The 19,383-nt window shown below is 70.5% G+C and carries 19 protein-coding genes; 9 read left to right on the top strand and 10 right to left on the bottom strand.

Going from position 1 to position 19,383, the window contains the following annotated elements:
* Positions 1-58: 58 nt before the first annotated feature.
* Entirely contained in the window at positions 59-1,708 is a 1,650-nt protein-coding gene (locus tag ACRAQ3_RS08515; RefSeq protein ID WP_432254313.1) for an alpha-amylase family protein, read from the top strand.
* Positions 1,709-1,756: 48 nt separating this feature from the next.
* Here ACRAQ3_RS08515 and ACRAQ3_RS08510 read toward each other — a convergent pair whose 3' ends face one another.
* The 3 genes from ACRAQ3_RS08510 to ACRAQ3_RS08500 form a co-directional block, all read right to left on the bottom strand.
* Positions 1,757-2,596 (bottom strand): arginyltransferase, encoded by an 840-nt coding sequence (locus ACRAQ3_RS08510; protein WP_269397179.1) that lies wholly within the window; start codon positions 2,594-2,596, stop codon positions 1,757-1,759.
* A gap of 133 nt (positions 2,597-2,729) precedes the next feature.
* Entirely contained in the window at positions 2,730-3,191 is a 462-nt protein-coding gene (locus ACRAQ3_RS08505) for an RDD family protein (protein WP_432254312.1), read from the bottom strand.
* Positions 3,192-3,270: 79 nt separating this feature from the next.
* Positions 3,271-3,729, bottom strand: coding sequence for a DUF2852 domain-containing protein (locus ACRAQ3_RS08500; RefSeq protein ID WP_432254311.1), 459 nt, complete (start codon positions 3,727-3,729; stop codon positions 3,271-3,273).
* Positions 3,730-3,917: 188 nt separating this feature from the next.
* On the opposite strand from ACRAQ3_RS08500, the gene ACRAQ3_RS08495 reads away from it, so the two are divergent.
* Complete coding sequence (locus tag ACRAQ3_RS08495) at positions 3,918-6,704, top strand: glutamine-synthetase adenylyltransferase (protein ID WP_432254310.1); 2,787 nt, start codon at positions 3,918-3,920, stop codon at positions 6,702-6,704.
* Complete coding sequence (locus tag ACRAQ3_RS08490) at positions 6,701-6,967, top strand: hypothetical protein (RefSeq protein WP_269397182.1); 267 nt, start codon at positions 6,701-6,703, stop codon at positions 6,965-6,967. The genes ACRAQ3_RS08495 and ACRAQ3_RS08490 overlap by 4 nt, the downstream gene beginning before the upstream one ends.
* Positions 6,968-6,987: 20 nt before the next feature.
* On the opposite strand, the gene eda is transcribed toward ACRAQ3_RS08490, so the two are convergent.
* Positions 6,988-7,629 (bottom strand): bifunctional 4-hydroxy-2-oxoglutarate aldolase/2-dehydro-3-deoxy-phosphogluconate aldolase, encoded by a 642-nt coding sequence (eda, locus tag ACRAQ3_RS08485; protein ID WP_432254309.1) that lies wholly within the window; start codon positions 7,627-7,629, stop codon positions 6,988-6,990.
* Positions 7,630-7,733: 104 nt separating this feature from the next.
* Here eda and ACRAQ3_RS08480 point away from each other — a divergent pair, with 104 nt between their 5' ends.
* Positions 7,734-8,336 carry a hypothetical protein gene (locus ACRAQ3_RS08480; RefSeq protein ID WP_432254308.1) on the top strand — a complete coding sequence of 201 codons (603 nt, stop codon included), beginning with the start codon at positions 7,734-7,736 and terminating at the stop codon, positions 8,334-8,336.
* Here the strand turns inward: ACRAQ3_RS08480 and edd are convergent, their stop codons facing one another.
* Positions 8,337-10,139 (bottom strand): phosphogluconate dehydratase, encoded by a 1,803-nt coding sequence (gene edd / locus ACRAQ3_RS08475; protein WP_269397185.1) that lies wholly within the window; start codon positions 10,137-10,139, stop codon positions 8,337-8,339.
* Positions 10,140-10,321: 182 nt separating this feature from the next.
* On the opposite strand from edd, the gene ACRAQ3_RS08470 reads away from it, so the two are divergent.
* Complete coding sequence (locus ACRAQ3_RS08470) at positions 10,322-11,530, top strand: RSP_2647 family RNA methyltransferase (protein WP_432254307.1); 1,209 nt, start codon at positions 10,322-10,324, stop codon at positions 11,528-11,530.
* Positions 11,527-12,075 (top strand): RSP_2648 family PIN domain-containing protein, encoded by a 549-nt coding sequence (locus tag ACRAQ3_RS08465; RefSeq protein ID WP_432254306.1) that lies wholly within the window; start codon positions 11,527-11,529, stop codon positions 12,073-12,075. Before ACRAQ3_RS08470 ends, ACRAQ3_RS08465 begins: the two co-directional genes overlap by 4 nt.
* Here ACRAQ3_RS08465 and ACRAQ3_RS08460 read toward each other — a convergent pair.
* Entirely contained in the window at positions 12,072-12,755 is a 684-nt protein-coding gene (locus ACRAQ3_RS08460) for a M48 family metallopeptidase (protein ID WP_269397188.1), read from the bottom strand. The two genes, ACRAQ3_RS08465 and ACRAQ3_RS08460, sit on opposite strands and share 4 nt — an antisense overlap.
* A 170-nt stretch (positions 12,756-12,925) precedes the next feature.
* Here ACRAQ3_RS08460 and ACRAQ3_RS08455 point away from each other — a divergent pair, with 170 nt between their 5' ends.
* Positions 12,926-13,084 carry a hypothetical protein gene (locus ACRAQ3_RS08455; RefSeq protein ID WP_269397189.1) on the top strand — a complete coding sequence of 53 codons (159 nt, stop codon included), beginning with the start codon at positions 12,926-12,928 and terminating at the stop codon, positions 13,082-13,084.
* Between the two features lie 23 nt (positions 13,085-13,107).
* Here ACRAQ3_RS08455 and ACRAQ3_RS08450 read toward each other — a convergent pair whose 3' ends face one another.
* Positions 13,108-13,278, bottom strand: a complete 171-nt coding sequence (locus ACRAQ3_RS08450) for a hypothetical protein (protein WP_269397190.1) — start codon at positions 13,276-13,278, stop codon at positions 13,108-13,110.
* Positions 13,279-13,639: 361 nt separating this feature from the next.
* On the opposite strand from ACRAQ3_RS08450, the gene dksA reads away from it, so the two are divergent.
* Together dksA and ACRAQ3_RS08440 are read left to right on the top strand one after the other, a co-directional pair.
* The gene (dksA, locus tag ACRAQ3_RS08445; protein WP_085897299.1) at positions 13,640-14,062 is read left to right on the top strand and encodes an RNA polymerase-binding protein DksA; all 423 of its coding nucleotides are present in this window, start codon (positions 13,640-13,642) and stop codon (positions 14,060-14,062) included.
* Positions 14,063-14,066: 4 nt separating this feature from the next.
* Positions 14,067-15,239 carry an FAD-dependent oxidoreductase gene (locus ACRAQ3_RS08440; protein WP_432254305.1) on the top strand — a complete coding sequence of 391 codons (1,173 nt, stop codon included), beginning with the start codon at positions 14,067-14,069 and terminating at the stop codon, positions 15,237-15,239.
* A gap of 58 nt (positions 15,240-15,297) precedes the next feature.
* On the opposite strand, the gene ACRAQ3_RS08435 is transcribed toward ACRAQ3_RS08440, so the two are convergent.
* The 3 genes from ACRAQ3_RS08435 to ACRAQ3_RS08425 form a co-directional block, all read right to left on the bottom strand.
* The gene (locus ACRAQ3_RS08435; RefSeq protein WP_432254304.1) at positions 15,298-15,639 is read right to left on the bottom strand and encodes a DUF7282 domain-containing protein; all 342 of its coding nucleotides are present in this window, start codon (positions 15,637-15,639) and stop codon (positions 15,298-15,300) included.
* A 455-nt stretch (positions 15,640-16,094) separates the two neighbouring features.
* A complete protein-coding gene (gene xth, locus ACRAQ3_RS08430; RefSeq protein WP_432254303.1) occupies positions 16,095-16,877 on the bottom strand; it encodes an exodeoxyribonuclease III in 783 nt (260 codons plus the stop codon).
* 58 nt (positions 16,878-16,935) lie between these two features.
* Positions 16,936-19,380, bottom strand: a complete 2,445-nt coding sequence (locus ACRAQ3_RS08425; RefSeq protein WP_432254302.1) for a PBP1A family penicillin-binding protein — start codon at positions 19,378-19,380, stop codon at positions 16,936-16,938.
* Positions 19,381-19,383 lie beyond the last annotated feature (3 nt).

The following is a 19,383-nucleotide window of genomic DNA, read 5'->3' as shown; positions in this document are numbered from 1 at the left end:
GCAGCCGCTCTCGCCGGGGCGGGCGCGCGGCCTAACTGGCGTGGAAAGGGAGGCCGCGATGATCGACCTGTGGTACAAGAACGCCGTGATCTACTGTCTCGATGTCGAGACCTTCATGGATGCCAATGGCGACGGCATCGGCGATTTCAGGGGCCTGGCCGACCGGCTCGATCATATCGAGGGCCTGGGCGCCACGGCGATCTGGCTCAACCCGTTCTACCCGACGCCGAACCGCGACAACGGCTACGACATCACCGATTTCTACGGCATCGATCCGCGATCGGGCAATGCGGGCGACTTCGTGGGCTTCGCCCGCGCCGCCGCCGATCGCGGGCTCAAGGTGATCGTCGATCTGGTGGTCAACCACTGCTCGATCGATCACCCGTGGTTCCAGTCGGCCCGCTCCGACCCCGACAGCCCCTATCGCGACTGGTTCGTCTGGTCCGAGGAGAAGCCCGAGGACATCACCGACGGCATCATCTTTCCCGGTGTGCAGGAGGCGGTCTGGACCTGGGACGAGCAGGCCGGGGCGTGGTACCTGCACCGCTTCTACGAGCATCAGGCCGATTTCAACATCGCCAACCCGGCGGTGCGCGAGGAGATCCTGAAGATCATGGGCTACTGGCTCGAGCTGGGGGTCTGGGGCTTCCGGATCGACGCGGTGCCGTTCCTGGTCGAGTACAAGGGTCTTGAAGAGGAGCCTGACCGCGACCCGCTGCTGCTATTGTCGGAGATGCGCGACTTCCTGTCATGGCGGCGCGCCGGGGCGATCATGCTGGCCGAGGCCAACATCACCCGCGACAAGGCGCCCGAGTATTTCGGCGGCCGCGAGTTCGGCACCGACGAGCGGATGCACCTGATCCTCGACTTTCCGCTGAACCAGGCGCTGTTCCTGGCGCTGGCCCGGTCGCAGGCGGCGCCAATCGTCGAGGCGCTGGGCTCGCGCCCCAAAGAGGCGCCCGATCAGGCGCAATGGGCCACCTTCCTGCGCAACCACGACGAGCTGTCGCTCGACAAGCTCTCGGAGGCGGAACGGCAGGAGGTGTTCGACGCCTTCGGCCCCGACGAGGAGATGCAGCTCTATGGGCGCGGGCTGCGGCGCCGCCTCGCGCCGATGCTGGGCGACATCGACCGGGTGGCGCTGGCGCAGTCGCTCCTGTTCGCGCTGCCGGGCACGCCGGTGATGTGGTATGGCGACGAGATCGGGCAGGGCGAGGACCTGTCGCTGTCCGAGCGCAACGCCGTGCGCACGCCGATGCAATGGGCCGACGAGCATCGGGCCGGGTTCTCGCGCGCGGATTGCGACCCGGTGCGGCCGCTGGTCGAGGACGGGCCGTTCGGCTTTCACGAGACCTCGGTCGCGGCGCAGCGCGGTCGCCCCGGCAGCCTGCTGACCCGGGTGCAGCAGCTGGTGCGCTGCCGTCGCGCCTGTCCCGAGATCGGCTGGGGCGACACGGCGGTCATCGACGGCCTGCCCGAGGCGGTGCTGGGGCTGGTGTCGTCCTGGCGCGGCTCGCGGGTGCTGACGCTGCACAACCTGTCGGATGAGGCCGTGACCTGCGCTCCGAAGATCGAGGGGGCGAGCCATCTCGTGGCGCTGCTCGGCGGGCCGGACGAGGCGACCGGCGACCCGCTCGCGCCCGGTGACGAGATCGCGCTGCCGGGCCATGGCTATCGCTGGTTCAGGATCGACGGCGAGCGGGCCTGAGGCCCCGTCCGCCGAGCGGGCCCAAGGCCCCGCCCGCGACGCGGCAGTTCAGCCGCTGGTGACCGGGCGGGTGTCGGGCAGGGTGATGCGCGCCACCTGCTCGGAGATCGGCGCCACCGAGAGCGGATGCGTCTCGGCGGAATAATCGTCGCGGTCGCCCATCGGCTGCCAGCGGCCGCCCCGGTAGAGTTCCAGCGCCGCGAAGCGCGCCTTGTAATCCATCTTCGGGCTGCCGGGCACCCAGTAGCCGAGATAGACGTAGGGCAGCCCCATCTCCTGGGCGATGCGCACGTGGTCGAGGATCACATGGGTGCCGAGCGAGCGGCGGTCCTCGGCCGGGTCGAAGAAGGAATACACCATCGACAGCCCGTCATCGAGGATGTCGGTCAGGCAGACCGCGCGCAGCCCGTGGCGCGCGTCATGCGCGGCCTCGGGATCGGTGTATTCCACCAGCCGCGAGCGCACCGGCGTCTCCTCGACCATCGCGGCGAATTCGAACATGTCCATGTCGGCCATGCCGCCGGTCGCGTGGCGGCTGTCGAGATAGTCGCGAAACAGCGCGTATTGCTCCTCGGTGGCCCAGGGCGAGGTGGCGCGGCGCGCGAGGTCGCGGTTGCGCTTGAGCACGCGGCTCTGGCTGCGCGACGGGGTGAAGCGGTTCACGTCGATCCGGGCCGAGAGGCAGGCGGTGCATTCGGCGCAGGAGGGGCGGTAGAGCACGTTCTGGCTGCGCCGGAAGCCCTGCTTCGACAGCGCGTCGTTGAGCTTCTCGGCCTGCTCGCCTTGCAGCGCGGTGAACAGCTTCCGTTCCATCCTGTCCGCCAGATAGGGGCAGGGCTGTGGGGCCGTCACGTAGAACTGCGGCGCGAAGGGCAGTGAATGGCGCATAAAAAGGGCTCGGGCTCCTTGTCCCGAGCAAAGCTAGCGCCCGACCGGGCACCTGCCAAGTCCCCGAAGGGACATGACGCGCGGTTGCCCGCACGGCTTGTCCGGCCGGGTTGTCCGGCCGGACCCCGTGATGTCAGCGGCGGCGGCGCAGCGCCGTGGTGGCCAGCACGCTGTCGGACAGGCCCTGACCATGCGGCGTCAGCAGCATCATCGCCATCGAGACCAGCTGCAGCGGGAACACCATCATCGACACGGCATAACCGGTGGTGTGCAGGAAGGCCTGCGTGGTGTCGAGCGGTCGGTCGTCGCCGTCGCGCAGTTCGATCGCCATCAGCCGCATGCCCCAGGTGGCCGAGCCCGAGGCGATCGTGGCGACCCGATAGACGAAGCCCACCACCATCATCATCAGCGGAAAGAAGAACAGCCCGACAAAGGCGGTGAGCGGCACCAGAAGCGCGGAGATCACCGCGATCACGGTAACGTCGACGAGCCAGGCGATGCCGCGCTTGAGCGCGACGCCGTCATAGCATTCGGGGCTCGTCTCGGGGTCGGGCAGGCCGCGCAGTCGGGCGGCGAATGTCGGGGTGGCGGTCATGTCGCGATCCTCTCATGCGGGGCGGGTCGGTGGCAAGGGTGGCGGCCCCCGAAGGGGCCGCGCGGGGCTGGCGTCGCGGTCAGGCCGCGTCCTTGTCGCCATTGCCGTTCTCGTCGTCCTCGCGGGCGGTTCGGGCCTTGGCGGCGCGGTCTTCCATGAACTGGTCGAACTCGGCCTTGTCCTTGGCCTCGCGCAGCCGCTCGAGGAAGCTCTCGAAGGCGCGCTGCTCCTCTTCGAGCCGGCGCAGCGTCTCGGCCTTGTAGGCGTCGAAGGCGGTGTTGCCCGAGGAGCGCATGGCGGTGAAGGGCGAGACGCGGGCACCGCGGCTGCGGCAGGTTTTGCTGAACATGCGTTTGCTCCAGATCATGTAGGCGAGGATGGCGAGGCCCAGGGGCCAGAAGGCGATGAAGCCAAGCACCATGGCGGCGATCCAGGCGGGCTTGCCACGGGCGTCGAGCCAGTTCTCGGCGCGGACGAGCCAGTCCTTGAACCCGGGGCGCCCGACGTGGCGTGACAGGGGCATGTCGGTCGTGGACATCGAGGAACTCCTTCGTGGAAGGGGCCCGTCTGCCGGGCCGGTGGAATGTGAATGTGCTTCACATTACCGCAGATGGGCGGGGCGAAGCGCCACTTCAAGGGGTGATGTGAACAAGATTAACATTTTTCGCGCGGGCCCGGCGCGGCTGGCCGATTGACGGCCCCCGCGCGGCGCGCCACGGTCCGGTCATGACCGATCTCGCCTCGCGCCTGCGCCGCGCCCCGCGCCCCTTCGATTCCGACATGGCCGCCGAGGCCCGGCAGCAATGCGGCTGGGCCGACCCGGCCACGGCCGAGCTGATCGGCGGCACCGCCGGGTGCAGCCCCTATCTCGCCGGGCTGATCTCGCGCGAGGCGGGCTGGCTCGAGGCCGCCTGCGCCGATCCCGAAGCGGCGGTGGCGGCCGAGCTGGCCGATCTCGGGGGCCGCGACGCCACGGCGCTTGGGCCGAGGCTGCGGCAGGCGAAGCGGCGCGTGGCGCTGATCGCGGCGCTGGCCGATCTCGGCGGTGCCTGGCCGCTCGAAGAGGTGACCGGCAGCCTGACCCGGCTTGCCGACGCGGCGCTGCAGGCCGGGCTCGAGGCGCTGATCGCGCCCGAGATCGCGCGCGGCAAGCTGCCCGGCATGGGCGAGGCCGATATCGAGAGCGGCGCCGGCATGGCGCTCTTCGCGATGGGCAAGATGGGCGCGTTCGAGCTGAACTATTCCTCGGATATCGACCTGATCTGCCTTTACGACGAGACCCGCTACGAGGGCAGCGACCAGCACGAGGCGCGTGCCGTTCTGGTGCGGGTGACGCGCAAGCTCGCGGCGCTGATCGGCGACATCACCGGTGAGGGCTACGTGTTCCGCACCGACCTGCGGCTGCGTCCCGACGCGGCGGTCACGCCGGTCTGCCTGTCGATGGCCGCGGCCGAGCAGTATTACGAGAGCGTCGGCCGGACTTGGGAGCGCGCCGCCTGGATCAAGGCCCGGCCCTGCGCCGGCGATCTCTCGGCGGGGGCCGGTTTCGTCGAGACGCTGCGCCCCTTCGTCTGGCGTCGGCATCTCGATTTCCACGCGATCCGCGACGCGCATGACATGCGGCTGAAGATACGCGATCACAAGGGGTTGGGCGGCGCTCTGAGCCTGCCGGGCCACGACATGAAGCTCGGGCGCGGCGGCATTCGCGAGATCGAGTTCTTCACCCAGACGCGACAGCTGATCTCGGGCGGGCGCGATCCGAGCCTACGGGTGCGCGGCACCGTCGAGGGGCTCGACCGGCTGGCCGCGGCGGGCTGGATCGAGCGCGACACGGCCGAGGCCCTGACCCGTCATTACCGCTTTCACCGCGAGATCGAGCATCGGGTGCAGATGGTGGGCGACCAGCAGACCCACATGCTGCCCGCCTCCGAGGAGGGCTTCGCGCGGCTCGCGGCCTTCATGGACCGCGATCTCGACGATCTGCAATCCGACCTGACCGAGCGGCTGGAGCAGGTCCACGCGCTGACCGAGGATTTCTTCGCCCCCGGTCATGCCAGCTCGGAGGTGCCCGATTTCGGGCAGGAGGTGACGGCGCGCTGGCCCGGCTACCCGGCGCTGCGCTCGGACCGGGCAGTCGAGATCTTCGACCGGCTGCGCCCCGAGATCCTCAAGACCCTGTCGGAGGCCGCCCGTCCCGAGGAGGCGCTGGCGCAGTTCGACGCGTTTCTGGCGGGGCTGCCCGCCGGCGTGCAGCTGTTCTCGCTGTTCGAGGCCAACCCGCAGCTGACCCGACTTCTGGTGGACATCTGCGCCACCGCGCCGGGGCTGGCGCAGTACCTGTCGCGCAATTCGGGCGTGCTCGACGCGGTGATCGGCGGCGGGTTCTTCGCCGACTGGCCCGGCACCGAGGCGCTGCGCTCGGAGCTGGCCGACCGGCTGGCGCGCCAGCCCGACCACGAGGCGCGGCTGGGCGCGGCGCGGATCTGGGCCAAGGAGATCCATTTCCGGATCGGCGTGCACCATCTGCGCGGGCTGATCGACGCGGAGCGGGCGGGGCGCGAATATGCCGAGCTGGCCGAGGCGGTGGTCGCGGCGCTGGTGCCCGTGGTGATCGACGAGATCTCGCGCCGCCACGGCCCGCCGCCCGGGCGCGGCCTCTCGGTGCTGGCGATGGGTTCGCTCGGCGCCGGGCGGCTGGGATCGTCATCGGATCTCGACCTGATCGTGATCTACGACGCCGAGGGGGTCGAGTCCTCGGACGGCCCGCGCCCGCTCGCGGCGCGGACATGGTATGCGCGTTTCACCCAGGGGCTGATCACCGCGCTCACCGCGCCGATGCCCGACGGCAAGCTCTACGAGGTCGACATGCGGCTGCGCCCCTCGGGGCGGCAGGGCCCGGTGGCGACGGCGTTGCCGGCATTCAAATCCTACCAGCAGGACGAGGCCTGGACCTGGGAGCATCTGGCGCTGACCCGGGCGCGCCCGGTGGCGGGAGAGCCCAGCCTCGGCGCGGAGATCGAGGCGTTCCGGCGCGAGCTGATCGCGGCCAAGGCCGGGGGCGAGACCGTGCTCGCCGATCTCGCGGCGATGCGGGCGCGGCTGGCCGAGGCGCGGCCCGCCAGCGGTGGCTGGAACCTGCGCGACGGGGCGGGGCAGCTGCAGGATGTCGAGCTCTTCGCCCAGAGCCTCGCGCTGCGCGCCGGCTCGCCCGCGCGCGAGGTGCAGGCGCAGATCGCCGCCGGGCGCGATGCCGGGCTGATCGACGAGGAGGCCGAGGCGGTGCTGCGCGAGACCGCCGGGCTGCTGCGGCGGGTGCAATGCGTGGCGCGGCTGCTCACCGGCGGCGGCACGCTGCCCGAGGAGCCGGCCGAGGGCGGCGCGCGGCTGTTGCTGCGCGAAAGCGGCTGCGAGGATCTGGCGGATCTCAAGCGCGCCCTTGACGCGGCCGCCGCGCGGGCAGAGGGGGTGATCTCGGAAGCCCTGAAGGGCGTGGAGCCGGGAGAGGCGCGATGACGGACGGGATCGACCCCAAGGGGCTGGTGCGCGAGGCCTACAGGATCGAGGGCATCAGCATCGAGGAATGCCGCTCGATCTTTCTCGACTGGGCGCTGTCGCTGCCCGAGGGGCAGGAGAGCGGCATGGCGATCCGGCGGCTGCTGGAGCGCCACGCCACCGCGCCCGAGGGGCACCCGATGACCCGGGTGCTGACCGAGGGGCTCGACGTTTCGCCCGAACCGCGCAGGCGCGGCGGGCGCGCGGGCCGCGCGGCGGGCTGAGCCGCCGCGCGTCGGGCGTCTCAGCGGGCGAGCTGCGCCGCCTCGGCGGCGAGCCGGGTGATCCCGGCCCAGTCGCCGGAATTGACCATGTCCTTGGGCGCGACCCAGCTGCCGCCGACGCAGAGCGTGTTGGGCAGCGCGAGGTATTCGGGCGCGTTCTTCAGGCTGACGCCGCCGGTGGGGCAGAACTTGACCTGCGGGATCGGCGCGCCGATCGCCTTGAGCGCGGGCACGCCGCCATTCACCTCGGCCGGGAAGAACTTCTGCACGCTGTAGCCGCGATCGAGCAGGCGCAGCACCTCGGACGCCGTGGCGGCGGCGGGCAGCAGCGGCAGGTCGTTGGCCTCGCAGGCGTCGAGGATGCGGTCGGTGGCGCCGGGGCAGACGCCGAAGGTGGCGCCGGCGTCCTTGGCCGCCTCGACATCCTTCGGCGACAGCAGCGTGCCGGCGCCGACGACGCCGCCCTCGACCGAGGCCATCTCGCGGATCACGTCGAGCGCCGAGGGGGTGCGCAGCGTCACCTCGAGCGCGGGCAGCCCGCCCTCGACCAGCGCCCGGGCGAGATCGGCGGCGCGGCCGGCATCCTCGACCACCAGCACCGGGATCACCGGGGCGAGGGCGCAGACCTTGGCGGTCAGTTCGGAGGCATGTTCGGGAGTCATGATGCGGTCCTATCGCTTTTAGGATGAATTCGAATGAATCTGTTCGCCGTTAACGTGTGGTTAACCCTTTGGCGGCAGACTGGGGTGGCTGGAGGAGGAAGGCAATGGCGCGCGGCGGTTTGAGGGGTCTTGCGGGTGCCCTCACGAGCGCCATCACTCTTGCCGGATGCGGCGGCGGCGGGTCCGAGGCACACCTGCCGTCGTCGCAGTTCGATCGTGCGGCCTTCGGCCGCCTGTCGGCGCTGCCCTCCGCCACCGACCTGCCGCAGAGCGGCAGCGCGCGCTACGATGGCGGCTTCGTCGCCGATATCCGGCAGGGCGACGTCACACCCAGCGGACGGATCGAGGGCGGCGTGACGATCACGCTCGACTTTGCCGAAGCGCCCGCGACGTTGCCGATCCGTGGGGAATTGCACGACATCACCGGCAGTTTCCTCGGAGAAGACCTGCGGATCGACGCGCTGGGGATGGTGCCGGGCGGCGGCCGCCTGATGCTGGAACGGCAGGGCGGGGCGGTCGCGGCGGGGTTCGGCGCGGAGCTGCCGCTCGCGGGCGCGGCGCGCCGCCTCGACATCGGCCTCGAAAGCCCGCTGCGCGGTGCGCGCGGCCGGGTGCTGGCGGGGCCGGTGTCGGGCACGATCCTCACCGCGCCCTTCACCGATCAGCCGCATGTCCTGACGGGCCAGTTCCATGCGACCACCGATTGATCAGACCACCACCGCGGCGCCGTAAGCCGCGCCGCCCACGTTCTTGCGGAAGGTCTCGAACAGCTCGCGGCCGACGCCGTTGCCATTGCCGGCCAGATCGGCCGGGGCGGGCTCGCGGCCATCGAGGCTGTCGAGCACTTCGAGCGTGCCCGCCGGCGCGTCGAGCCGGACCATGTCGCCGTCGCGGATCAGCGCGATCGCACCGCCATCGGCGGCCTCCGGCGTGACGTGGATCGCCGCCGGCACCTTGCCGCTCGCACCCGACATCCGGCCATCGGTGACCAGCGCCACCTTGAGCCCGCGATCCTGCAGCACCGCGAGGGTCGGGGTCAGGTTGTGCAGCTCGGGCATGCCGTTCGATTTCGGGCCCTGGTAGCGGACAACGACGATCGTGTCCTCCTTGAACTCGTCGTTGCGGAACGCCTCCTTGACCGCCGCCTGATCGTGGAAGACGCGGGCGCGGGCCTCGATCACATGGCGCTCCGGCGACACGGCCGAGGTCTTGATCACGGCGCGGCCGATATTGCCGGTCAGCTGGCGCAGCCCGCCGGTCTTCTGGAACGGGTCAGAGACCGGGCGCAGGATCTTGTCGTTGAGCGTCTCGCGGGTGCCCGGCGCATAGGCGACGCGGCCCTCCTGCAGCTTCGGCTCCTGCGTGTAGAGTTCGAGCCCTTCGCCCGCGACGGTGCGGGTGTCGGGATGCAGCAGCCCGGCGTTCAAGAGTTCGCCGATCATGTAGCCAAGCCCGCCGGCGGCGTGGAAATGGTTCACGTCCGCGAGCCCGTTGGGGTAGACCTTGGCCATCAGCGGGGTGATCGCCGAAAGCTCGGCGAAATCCTCGAGATCGAGGATCACGCCCGCCGCCTTGGCCATGGCGGGCAGGTGCAGCACGAGGTTGGTCGAGCCGCCCGTCGCCATCAGCCCAACGATGCCGTTCACGAAGGCGCGCTCGTCGAGCACGTCCGAGACCGGCGTGAACTCGTTGCCGAGCGCGGTGATCTGCGCCGCCCGCTCGGTGCCGGCGACGGTCAGCGCGTCGCGCAGTGGCGTGTTCGGGTTGACGAAGCTGGCGCCGGGCAGGTGCAGCCCCATGAACTCCATCAGCATCTGGTTCGAGTTGGCGGTGCCGTAGAAGGTGCAGGTGCCCGGCCCGTGATAGGAGGCCATCTCGGCCGCCATCAGCGCGTCGCGGCCGACCTCGCCGGAGGCGAATTGCTGGCGCACCCGCGCCTTCTCGTCATTGGGCAGGCCCGAGGTCATCGGGCCGGCGGGCAGGAACACCGCCGGGATATAGCCGAAGGTCGCGGCGGCCATCACGAGGCCCGGCACGATCTTGTCGCAGACGCCCAGATAGACCGAGCTGTCGAACACGTTGTGCGACATGCCCACCGCCGCGGCGAGCGCGATCACGTCGCGCGAGAACAGCGACAGCTCCATCCCGGTCTGGCCTTGGGTCACGCCGTCGCACATCGCCGGCACGCCGCCCGCGACCTGCGCCGTGGCGCCGGCCTTGCGCGCCGCCTCGCGGATCAGCGCCGGGTAGGTCTCGAAGGGCTGATGCGCCGAGAGCATGTCGTTATATGCGGTGATGATGCCGATATTGGGTACCCGTCCCTCGGCCAGCGCGTCCTTGTCGGGGCCGGTGGCGGCATAGGCATGGGCCTGGTTGCCGCAGGTCAGATGCGCGCGGCGCGGGCCTTCGGCGGCGGCGGCGGCCATGGTGTCGAGATAGGTCCGGCGCGGGCCTTCGCTGCGGGCACGGATGCGGTCGGTGACGGCTTCGAGCGTGCGGTTGAGGGCCATCTGGCAGCTCCTGTCGGTAATCGGGTTGCCGCGCAGTTAGCACGGATCGTTAGCGCTAACAACCTGTCCCGCTGGTCTGGTCCAGCGGGACCGGCGGCGCCTGAAGGAAAAACCCGCCCATGGGCGGCCCGGTTTCGTGCGGTGCGGCTTTTCGTGGACCGGCGCTCGGGGTAGGAGAGCGCATGACACCCTTTCCGCACCTCCCGCCCTATCCCACCGTCCGGCTGATGCCCAAGGCCGATGCCCGCGCGATCCGCCACGGCTTTCCTTGGGTCTTCGCCAACGAAATGGTTCTCGACCGCCGCACCAAGGCGCTCGCCCCCGGCGCGCTGGCGATCCTCGAGGATGCCGAGCGCCGGCCGATGGCCGTGGTCACGGTCAATCCCGGCTCCAAGATCGCGGCCCGCGTGCTGGACCGCGACCCGGAGGCGGTGATCGACGGCGACTGGATCGCCGCCAAGCTGGTGCGCGCGCTGCGCCACCGCGAGGCGCTGTTCGATCAGCCTTTCTACCGGCTGGTCCATGCCGAGGCCGACGGGCTGCCGGGCGTGGTGATCGACCGCTTCGGCGACATCGCTGTGCTGCAGCCCAATGCGGCCTGGGCCGATACCGGGGCCGAGACCATCGCCGACGCGCTTCTGGCCGCGACCGGCATCCGCCGCGTCGTGCTCAACGGTTCGGGCCGGGCGCGCGGGCTCGAGGGACTGGGCGAGGAACTACGGATGCTGCGCGGCGAGGCGCCCGAGGGGCCGGTCGAGGTGCCGATGAACGGCGCCACCTACATGGCCGATCTGATGGGTGGCCAGAAGACCGGGCTGTTCTACGACCAGCGCCCGAACCACGCCTTCACCGCCGGGCTGTCCAAGGATGCGCGCGTGCTCGACGTGTTCAGCCATGTCGGCGGCTTCGGCCTCGCGGCGCTGGCGCAGGGCGCGGCCTCGGCGCTGGCCGTGGACGGCTCGGCCCCGGCGCTGGACCTGGCACGCAAGGGGGCGGAGGCCTCGGGCGTGGCCGAGCGGTTCGAGACCCGGCAGGGCGACGCCTTCGACACGCTGGCGGCGCTCGACAAGGAGGGCCGCCGCTTCGAGGTGGTGGTCTGCGACCCGCCCGCCTTCGCGCCGTCGAAGCAGGCCTTGGAGCCGGGGCTTCGGGCCTATGAGCGGATCGCCCGGCTCGCGGCGCCGCTGGTCGAGGAGGGCGGCTACCTCGTGCTGTGCTCGTGTTCCCACGCGGCCGACCTGTCGAAGTTCCGCGCCGCCTCGGCGCGCGGCATCGGCAAGGCGGGCCGGAAGGGCGCGATCTGCTACACCGGTTTCGCCGGAGCCGACCACCCGGTGCTGCCGCAACTGGCCGAGGGCGGCTATCTCAAGGCGCTCGTGTTCCGGCTGTGAGGGTCCTGCTCGACGCCTGCGTCCTGTATCCCACGGTGATGCGCGAACTGCTGCTCGGCTGCGCCGGGCGGGGGCTCTACGAGCCGCGCTGGAGCGCGCGGATCTCGGAGGAATGGGCGCGGGCGGCGGCGCGGCTGGGGCCGGGGGGCGAGGCGATCGCGCGCGGCGAGATCGCGCTGCTGGGCGCGCGGTTCCCGCGCGCCGAGGTCGCCGTGGCCACGGATCTGGAGCGCCGGCTCTGGCTGCCCGACCCGGACGACGTCCACGTGCTGGCCAGCGCGGTCGCAGGGCATTGCGACGTGATCGTCACCATGAACGCCAAGGATTTCCCGCGCGACGTCCTCGCCGAGGAAGGGCTGTCGCGCGCCGATCCGGACAATTTCCTGCTGGGGCTGTTCGAGGCGAACCCGGGCCCGGTGGGCGAGGTGGTGGCCGGCGTGGTGTCCGAGGCGAGCCGCCTCTCGGGCGAGGAATGGACGCCGCGCCGCCTGTTGAAGAAGGCGCGGCTGAACCGGTTCGGCAAGTCTGTCGAGGCGGCGGGCTAAGCGCCGAGCCACTTCGCCTCGTTGGTCTCGATCGCCTTCAGCCGCGCCTCGGTCTTGGGGTGGCTCATCAGCCAGGCCGGGGTGGCGCCGCCGGCGCCCGCCAGCCTGTCGAGCTTGGACAGCAACGATTTCTGCGGTCCGGTGCCGAAGCCCGCCTTGATCATCAGCGCCGAGGCGTAGGCGTCGGCTTCGTATTCGTCGACCCGGCTGATCCGCGCCGCCACGAGCCGCGCCAGACCGCTGGCGATCAGGCCGCCGATACCGGGAATGATGCGCGACAGGAGCGCCGCAAGCGCGGTGCGCAGCGCGTTCTGCGCCGAGAAATCGACCATGCGACGACGCGAGTGACCCAGCGCCACGTGGCCCAACTCATGCGCGATGACCGAGGCGATCTCCTCGGCGGTGACCTCGCCCGCGGTGAATTTCTGCAGAAAGCCGCGGGTCAGGAAAATCCGCCCGTCCGGCGCGGCCAGCCCGTTGACCGGCGCGATCTCGTAGACATGCACCTTGATCCGGGGCAGCTCGAGCGCGCGGGCCAGCTTCTCGCATGCCGCGCGCAGCCGCGGTTCGGCCAGCTCGGTCGATTGGCTGTCGAGCGCACGGCGGGTGCGCCAGACCGAAACCTGGTAGACGGCGAACCCGTAGAGCAGGGCCAAGATGAGCGGCGAGAGCTTCAGCATCTGGCGAATATGGTGGTGGGAACGAGGCGCCGCAAGCACCGTCTCTTGCGGATCACATGCGGCTGATACGCCACAGATTGCGTCAAGTGTGATTAACCCTTCGGGAACCAAATCCGGGCTAATGCTATTGTCACCATGTCAGGGGGGTTGTCCAACTGAACGAGGCAACCATGAATTTCGAGCAATTCGACCAGAAGATACGCGACGCGGCGTTGCAGCGGGCCTTTCCGCTCGAACAGGACGTCCCCGATCGCCTGAGCCAGCTGCTTCGGCAGTTGCAGGCGCGCGGCCAGGGGCAGGACAAGCGCCGCGAGGACCGGGCCGGCTGATCCCCGGCACGATCCCGTGTGTCTCAGCCGGCGAGCCGGCTCACGAGCAGAAGCAGGAACAGCCCCACGACGCCGAGCGCGACACCATGCGCGGCTCCCCATTGCGCCATGTCGGCGGCGCCGCCGCCATGACGGCGCGCGCGCCATGCGCCGAGGATGGCGCCGATCACGAGGCCGGTCAGGGGAAGGATCATCGCAAGCTCTCCGCGCGGGACGCGGCCGGACCTGACCGCGACGCCGTCCCTAGCCTGCGCAAGAGGCGCCTGTCCAGCACCCGCGCCGCGTCGCAGCGTCGCGGCGAGCTGCCGTATCGTCATTTTCATCCCACGGATGAGACACGTTATGTTGCAAACAAGTAACACGGGCAGGGTGTTTTGGCATGACGAATTTGTGAAACGCCTGATTTTAAAGCCGCAGTCGCCGTTGCCGCCGCGACACGGCGGTGCAGAAACAGGGGTGACAGGAGGTGACGCAGGGAGTAGGACGGCGGCATAAGGGGTACGCCGGTAGCGGGGTGATTGGGGACCCGGCGCTGGCCCTTCAACGGGAGCAGACATGAAAGCCGAGTCCTTTCTTTCCGACACCTACCGGCCCGCCGAGGACGAGCCGTTCATGAACGAGCGGCAGCTCGAATATTTCCGTCGCAAACTCTTGGCATGGAAGGCAGAACTGCTGTCGGACAGCCGCGACACCATCGAGGGGATGAAGGACGCGACGCGTAACATTCCCGACATCGCCGACCGCGCCAGCGAAGAGACCGACCGGGCTCTGGAGCTGCGTACCCGGGATCGTCAGCGCAAGCTGGTCTCGAAGATCGACGCCGCGCTGCGGCGGATCGACGAGGGCGAGTACGGCTACTGCGAGATCACCGGGGAGCCGATCTCGCTGCGCCGCCTCGACGCTCGTCCGATCGCCACGATGAGCCTTGAGGCGCAGGAGCGCCACGAACGCCGCGAGCGCGTGCACCGCGACGATTGATCCGGTGAATCCCGGCCCCTCCCGGCGGATCGCCGTCGCGGGCGCCGGGATCGGCGGCCTGACCGCCGCGCTTTGCCTCGCGCGCGCGGGGCATGAAGTCGACATCTTCGAACGCGCACCGGCGCTGCGAGAGATCGGCGCCGGGTTGCAGATCACGCCCAACGGCGCCGCGGTGCTCGAGCGGCTGGGCCTCGGTCCGGCGCTCGATGCCGCCTCGGCCCGCGCCGAGGCGGTGCAGCCCATGGATGGCCGTTCCGGTCGCGCCATTGCCCGCTTCGCGCTCGATCGTGGCGCATATCCCTATCGTTTCCTGCATCGCGCCGCGCTCGTCGATCTCTTGGCCGAGGCCGCACGTCAGGCCGGTATCCGCATTATCACCGGACGGACGGTCACGGGGGCCGAGCCGCATGCGGGGCAGCTTCATTTCGAACAGGGGGCTTCGACCGCGGCCGATCTGATCGTCGCGGCCGACGGGCTGCGTTCGGCGCTGCGGCCCCTCGTCGCTCCCGGCAGCGAGGCCGTCTTCACCGGCCAAGTGGCATGGCGCATGGTGATCGACGCGCCAGGCGCGGCCCCGCTGGCACGGATCTGGATGCTGCCGGGGCGGCACGTGGTGACCTATCCCTTGCCCGGCGGGCGGCTCAACATGGTGGCGGTACGCGAACAGCCGGGCTGGGCGCCCGAGGGCTGGGACCATGAGGACGATCCGGCGCGGCTGCGCGCCATTTTCTCGGACGCCGCGCCGGAGCTGCGGGCACTGCTGGAGCGGGTCGAGGCGGTGCGGCTCTGGGGGCTGTTCCGGCACCCGGTGCCCGAGCGCTGGCATAGTGGCCGGCTGGTGCTCTTGGGCGACGCGGCGCATCCGACGCTGCCTTTTCTCGCGCAGGGTGCCAATCTGGCAATCGAGGATGGCTGGGTGCTGGCCCGCGCGCTCGAGGCGGAGACCGATCTCGACGCGGCGTTGGATCTCTATGCCAAGACGCGGGGGCCACGGGTGCGGCGCGCCATCGCGGCGGCCGAGGCCAATGCGCGCAACTATCATCTTTCGGGTCCCGCGCGGTGGCTGGCCCATGCGGGGCTCGGCGCGATCGGTCGGCTGGCGCCGGATCGGTTCACCGCGCGGATGGCATGGCTCCATGCGCATGACGTGACACGGGAAAGGCCCGCCATCGCGTAGATGACGGGCCCGTTCTCCACTGGAGCAGAGAAGGGGGCTTGGCGCCCCCGAAGCGCGATCAGTTCTGAACGCGCAGTTCGCGCGTCGCGGTGACCTGGCCGTCGGCGTCGTAGAGGACGGCGATCACGTTGTCGCGGTAGGGGCGGTGGATCAGCTGCACGCGCACGTCGGTCTCGAGCCCGGCGCGGACATCTTCGGAGCCCAGCAGCACGCCGGTCTCGATGCTGGAACCGTCGAGGATCTCGACATAGCCGCCGGTGGCGCTGGTCACGCGGTCAAGCTCGACATGGCCGGCATCGGCGACGGCACGCTGGGCGCCGAGGTTGTCGGTCAGGGCGGCGGCGGGCAGGGCGGCAGTCAGGGCAGCAGCGACGGCGGCGGCGAAGGTCAGGGTTTTCATGGTGTCTTCCTTTCGAAATGCCCCGGGGAGGTGGGGCGATGATGTGTACCGGTGGCGACCGCGGATTGCGGCGCGCCTTGCAAGTTCGGATATCGCGCCCCTGGCGGCGCATGACCAACACGGCTTTGTCGCGAGCTGTCGCAGGCGGCGGTGCCGTTACAGGCGGCGACAAACTCGGGCTGAAAGCTCTCGTCTGCCTCGCGGAATGTCCTTTTCGGATCATGCCGCGCGCCTTGGTCTTGGTGTCGTTCGGGGTGTCTCCAGTGTCTTGCGATGAGGGAGAGATAGGGCTTCCATCCTGTAAACTGAACAGTTTAGTATGTGCATTCGTGAAGTTCTCTTTGTGCGGCAGGGCGGCATTGTCTTCGCGCTGCCGATGCGGGGAGGGGGCGCCGATATGCGAAAGGGGCGCGCGGCTTTCACCGCGCGCCCCCTTTGCGTGTTGTGGTTCGGGGTCAGGCGTCGAGTTCGACCCAGACCGGGACATGGTCCGAGGGCTTGTCACGGCCCCGCACCTCGCGGTCGATCCAGGCGTCGCGCAGCAGATCCGCCGCCTGCGGCGACAGCAGCAGGTGGTCGATGCGGATGCCGTTGTTCCGTTCCCAGGAATTGGCCTGGTAGTCCCAGAAGGAATAGTGCCCGGCGCCGCGCACCCGGGCGCGGAACGCGTCGGTGAAGCCCAGCGTCTCGATCCGGCGATAGGCGGCGCGGGTCTCGGGGCGGAACAGCGCGTCCTCGACCCAGGCCTCCGGCCGGGCCGCGTCCTCGGCCTGCGGGATCACGTTCCAGTCGCCGGCGAGCAGCGCCGGCTCCTCGAGCGCCAGCAGCGCCCGGGCGCGGTCCCGCAGCCGTTCCATCCAAGCCAGCTTGTAGTCGTATTTCGGCCCCGGCGCCGGGTTGCCGTTGGGCAGGTAGAGGCAGCCCATCCGCACCGGCCGCGTCTCGCCGATCACCGTCGCCTCGATGTAGCGCGCCTGCTCGTCGGTCTCGTCCCCCGGCAGGCCGCGGCTGATGTCCTCGAGCGGCAGCCGCGACAGGATCGCCACCCCGTTGAACCCCTTCTGGCCATGGGTCTCGACGGTGTAGCCCATCTCCTCGAAATGCTGTCGCGGAAACTGCTCGTCGACGGATTTGATCTCCTGCAGCAGCGCCACGTCGGGCTTTTGCTCCTGCAGCCAGTCCGAAAGCGCGCCGATCCGCGCCTTGACGCCGTTGATGTTGAAGGTGGCGAGTTTCATGCGGGCATCCTTTGGCGGGGTCCCGGGGCTTGTAGCAGGCGGGGCCGGGCGGGCAAGGCTAGCGGGTGCAGAGCTTGCGCGGGCCGGAATAGGGCTGGAAGGTGCAGTCCGAGGCGCGGAACGAGCGGTAGGCCCGCGAACAGGCGCGCACGTCGCATTGCGGCTGGCCCTGCGCCGCCGCCCGCCGCCGCAGCCGGTCGGCGCGGGTGGTTTCGACCTGTGTGCCGCGGCGTACCCGCACCGGCGTCTGGCTCTCGGCGCTGGGCGCCTGCGCCGCGCTCGCGCCGCCCGCCGCCTGCACCACCTCGCGCCAGATCTCGGCCGGAAGGCTGCCGCCGGTGAGCTGGTCCATCGGCGAGTTGTCGTCATTGCCGATCCAGACGCCGACCACCAGCTTGTCGGTGAAGCCGATGAACCAGGCGTCGCGGCTGTTCTGGCTGGTGCCGGTCTTGCCGGCGGCAAAGCCGGGGATCTGCGCCCGCTTGCCGGTGCCGTCGGTGACCACGGCGCGCAGCATCGACAGCATCGGGTCGCGGGTGCGGTTGAGCTGCACCGCGTTGGGGTCCGAGCCCGAGACCGACAGGGCGACGCCGGTATCGCCCAGCTTCAGGCTGGCGATGCCGGTGGCCTTGATCGGCGCGCGCCCGGCGAGGATCGCGGCATAGGCCTCGGTCATGTCGAGCAGGGATACCTCGGAGGTGCCCAGCGCGAGGCTCGGCGTCGGTGTCAGCTCGCCCTCGATGCCGAGTTGGCGCGATACCTCGATCACCTGGTCGATGCCGACCTCCTGGGCCAGCCGCACCGTGGCGGCGTTGAGCGAGCGTGCGAAGGCCTCGCGCAGCGTCACCACACCGGCATACTGGCCGTTGAAGTTCTCGGGCTTGTAGCCGTTGATGTCGATCGGCTCGTCCGGCAGGCGGGTCTCGGGGTCGGCACCCATGACGAGGGCTGCGAGGAACACCGGCAGCTTGAAGGTCGAGCCGGGCTGGCGCAGCGCGTCGGTGGCGCGGTTGAACTGGCTTTCGCCGTAATCGACGCCGCCGACCATGGCGCGGACCCGCCCGTCTGGGGTCATGGCGACGATCGCGCCCTGGCTCGCACCGGCCTGCGCGCCGGGGCCGGACATGGCGTTGCGCAGGATCTCCTCGGCCTTGGCCTGCAACTCCATGTCGAGCGTCGCGGTAACGGTGAGCGGGCCGTCGACGGCGCCCGACAGCTCCTGCGCCTCGCCCAGCACCCAGTCGGCAAAGTAGCTGCCGGCGCGGGCGGGGGGCGGCGAGGGCTCGATCGTGGCCATCTCGGCGCTGGCGGTCTCGAAGGCGGCATCGTCGATGCGGCCGAGATCGCGCATCACCGACAGCACCACCAGACCGCGCTCGCGGGCGCGCTCCAGATCGGCCTCGGGGTTGATCACCGAGGGCGCGCGGATCGTCGCGGCGAGGATCGCGGACTGCGCGAGGCTCAGCTCCTGCACCGGCTTGTCGAAATAGAGCTGCGCCGCGGCGGGCATGCCCCAGGCACCGGCGCCGAGATAGGTGGAGTTCAGGTAGAGCTCCATGATCCGGTCCTTGCCGAGCTGGCGCTCCAGCCCCAGCGCGAGGACCATCTCCTGCAGCTTGCGTTTGTAGGTGCGGTCGGGGTCGAGATAGAGCACCTTCACGAGCTGCTGGGTGATGGTCGAGCCGCCCTCGACCACGCCACCGGAGGAGAAATTGCGCCACATCGCCCGGCCGATGCCCTCGATGTCGACGCCCGGATGATCCCAGAAGCGCCGGTCCTCGATCGCCGAGACCGCCTGCGGCAGGTGCTCCGGCATCTGGTCGAGCGGCACGTAGCCCGCGCGATAGGCGCCGCGGGTGAACAGCGTGTCCCCCGCCTCGTCCTGCACGGTGAGCGTGGGCTCCTCGAGCGGCGGCAGCATGTCGGCCAGCGGCAGGTCCCGCACCGCCCAGACCAGCACGCCGCCCGCCAGCACGATGCCGAGCAGCAGCAGGAAGGCGAGGCCGAAGACGGTGCGCCAGATCCAGCGCGTCGCCCGCACCGTGGCGGCCGGGTGCAGCTTGCGCTCGTCGAGCCGGGCACGGCGGCGCGCCGAGGCGTCGCGCCAGCCCTGCGCCGCGCGGGCGGCGAGCGAACGGCGCGGCGCGGCCTCGGTGTCCGGCGCGGTCGGGCCGGTGTCCGTATTGGAGGCGGTCCGAGGTTCGGGTCGGTCACGACGGGCGCGCAGCCGTTCCGCCGCGACGGCACCGCCCTGCGCCGCCTTGGCCGAGAGGCCGCTCAGGGCCTTGTTCCCATGGCCGATCCCGGCGGTCGCCGCGCGGCCGAGGCCACGCCCGCCGCGCCCCAGCGCCCGCATCAGCGCGGCCCAGAAGGCGCGCGCGGCCTGCGCGAGATCGGTCTCGGGCGGGGTCCCGGGCGCGTGCGCGCGCGGTTCGGCAAGAGGCTCCGGGCCAGTCCCCTCAGCGGCATGTTCGGGGCGGTCGGGCATCTTGTCGTCTGTCATGAT

This window comes from Limimaricola sp. AA108-03, assembly GCF_050847355.1.
In the GTDB taxonomy this organism is placed as follows: domain Bacteria; phylum Pseudomonadota; class Alphaproteobacteria; order Rhodobacterales; family Rhodobacteraceae; genus Limimaricola.
The sequence above is the reverse complement of the archived record's forward strand: the minus strand, read 5'-3'. Positions and strand labels throughout refer to the sequence as shown.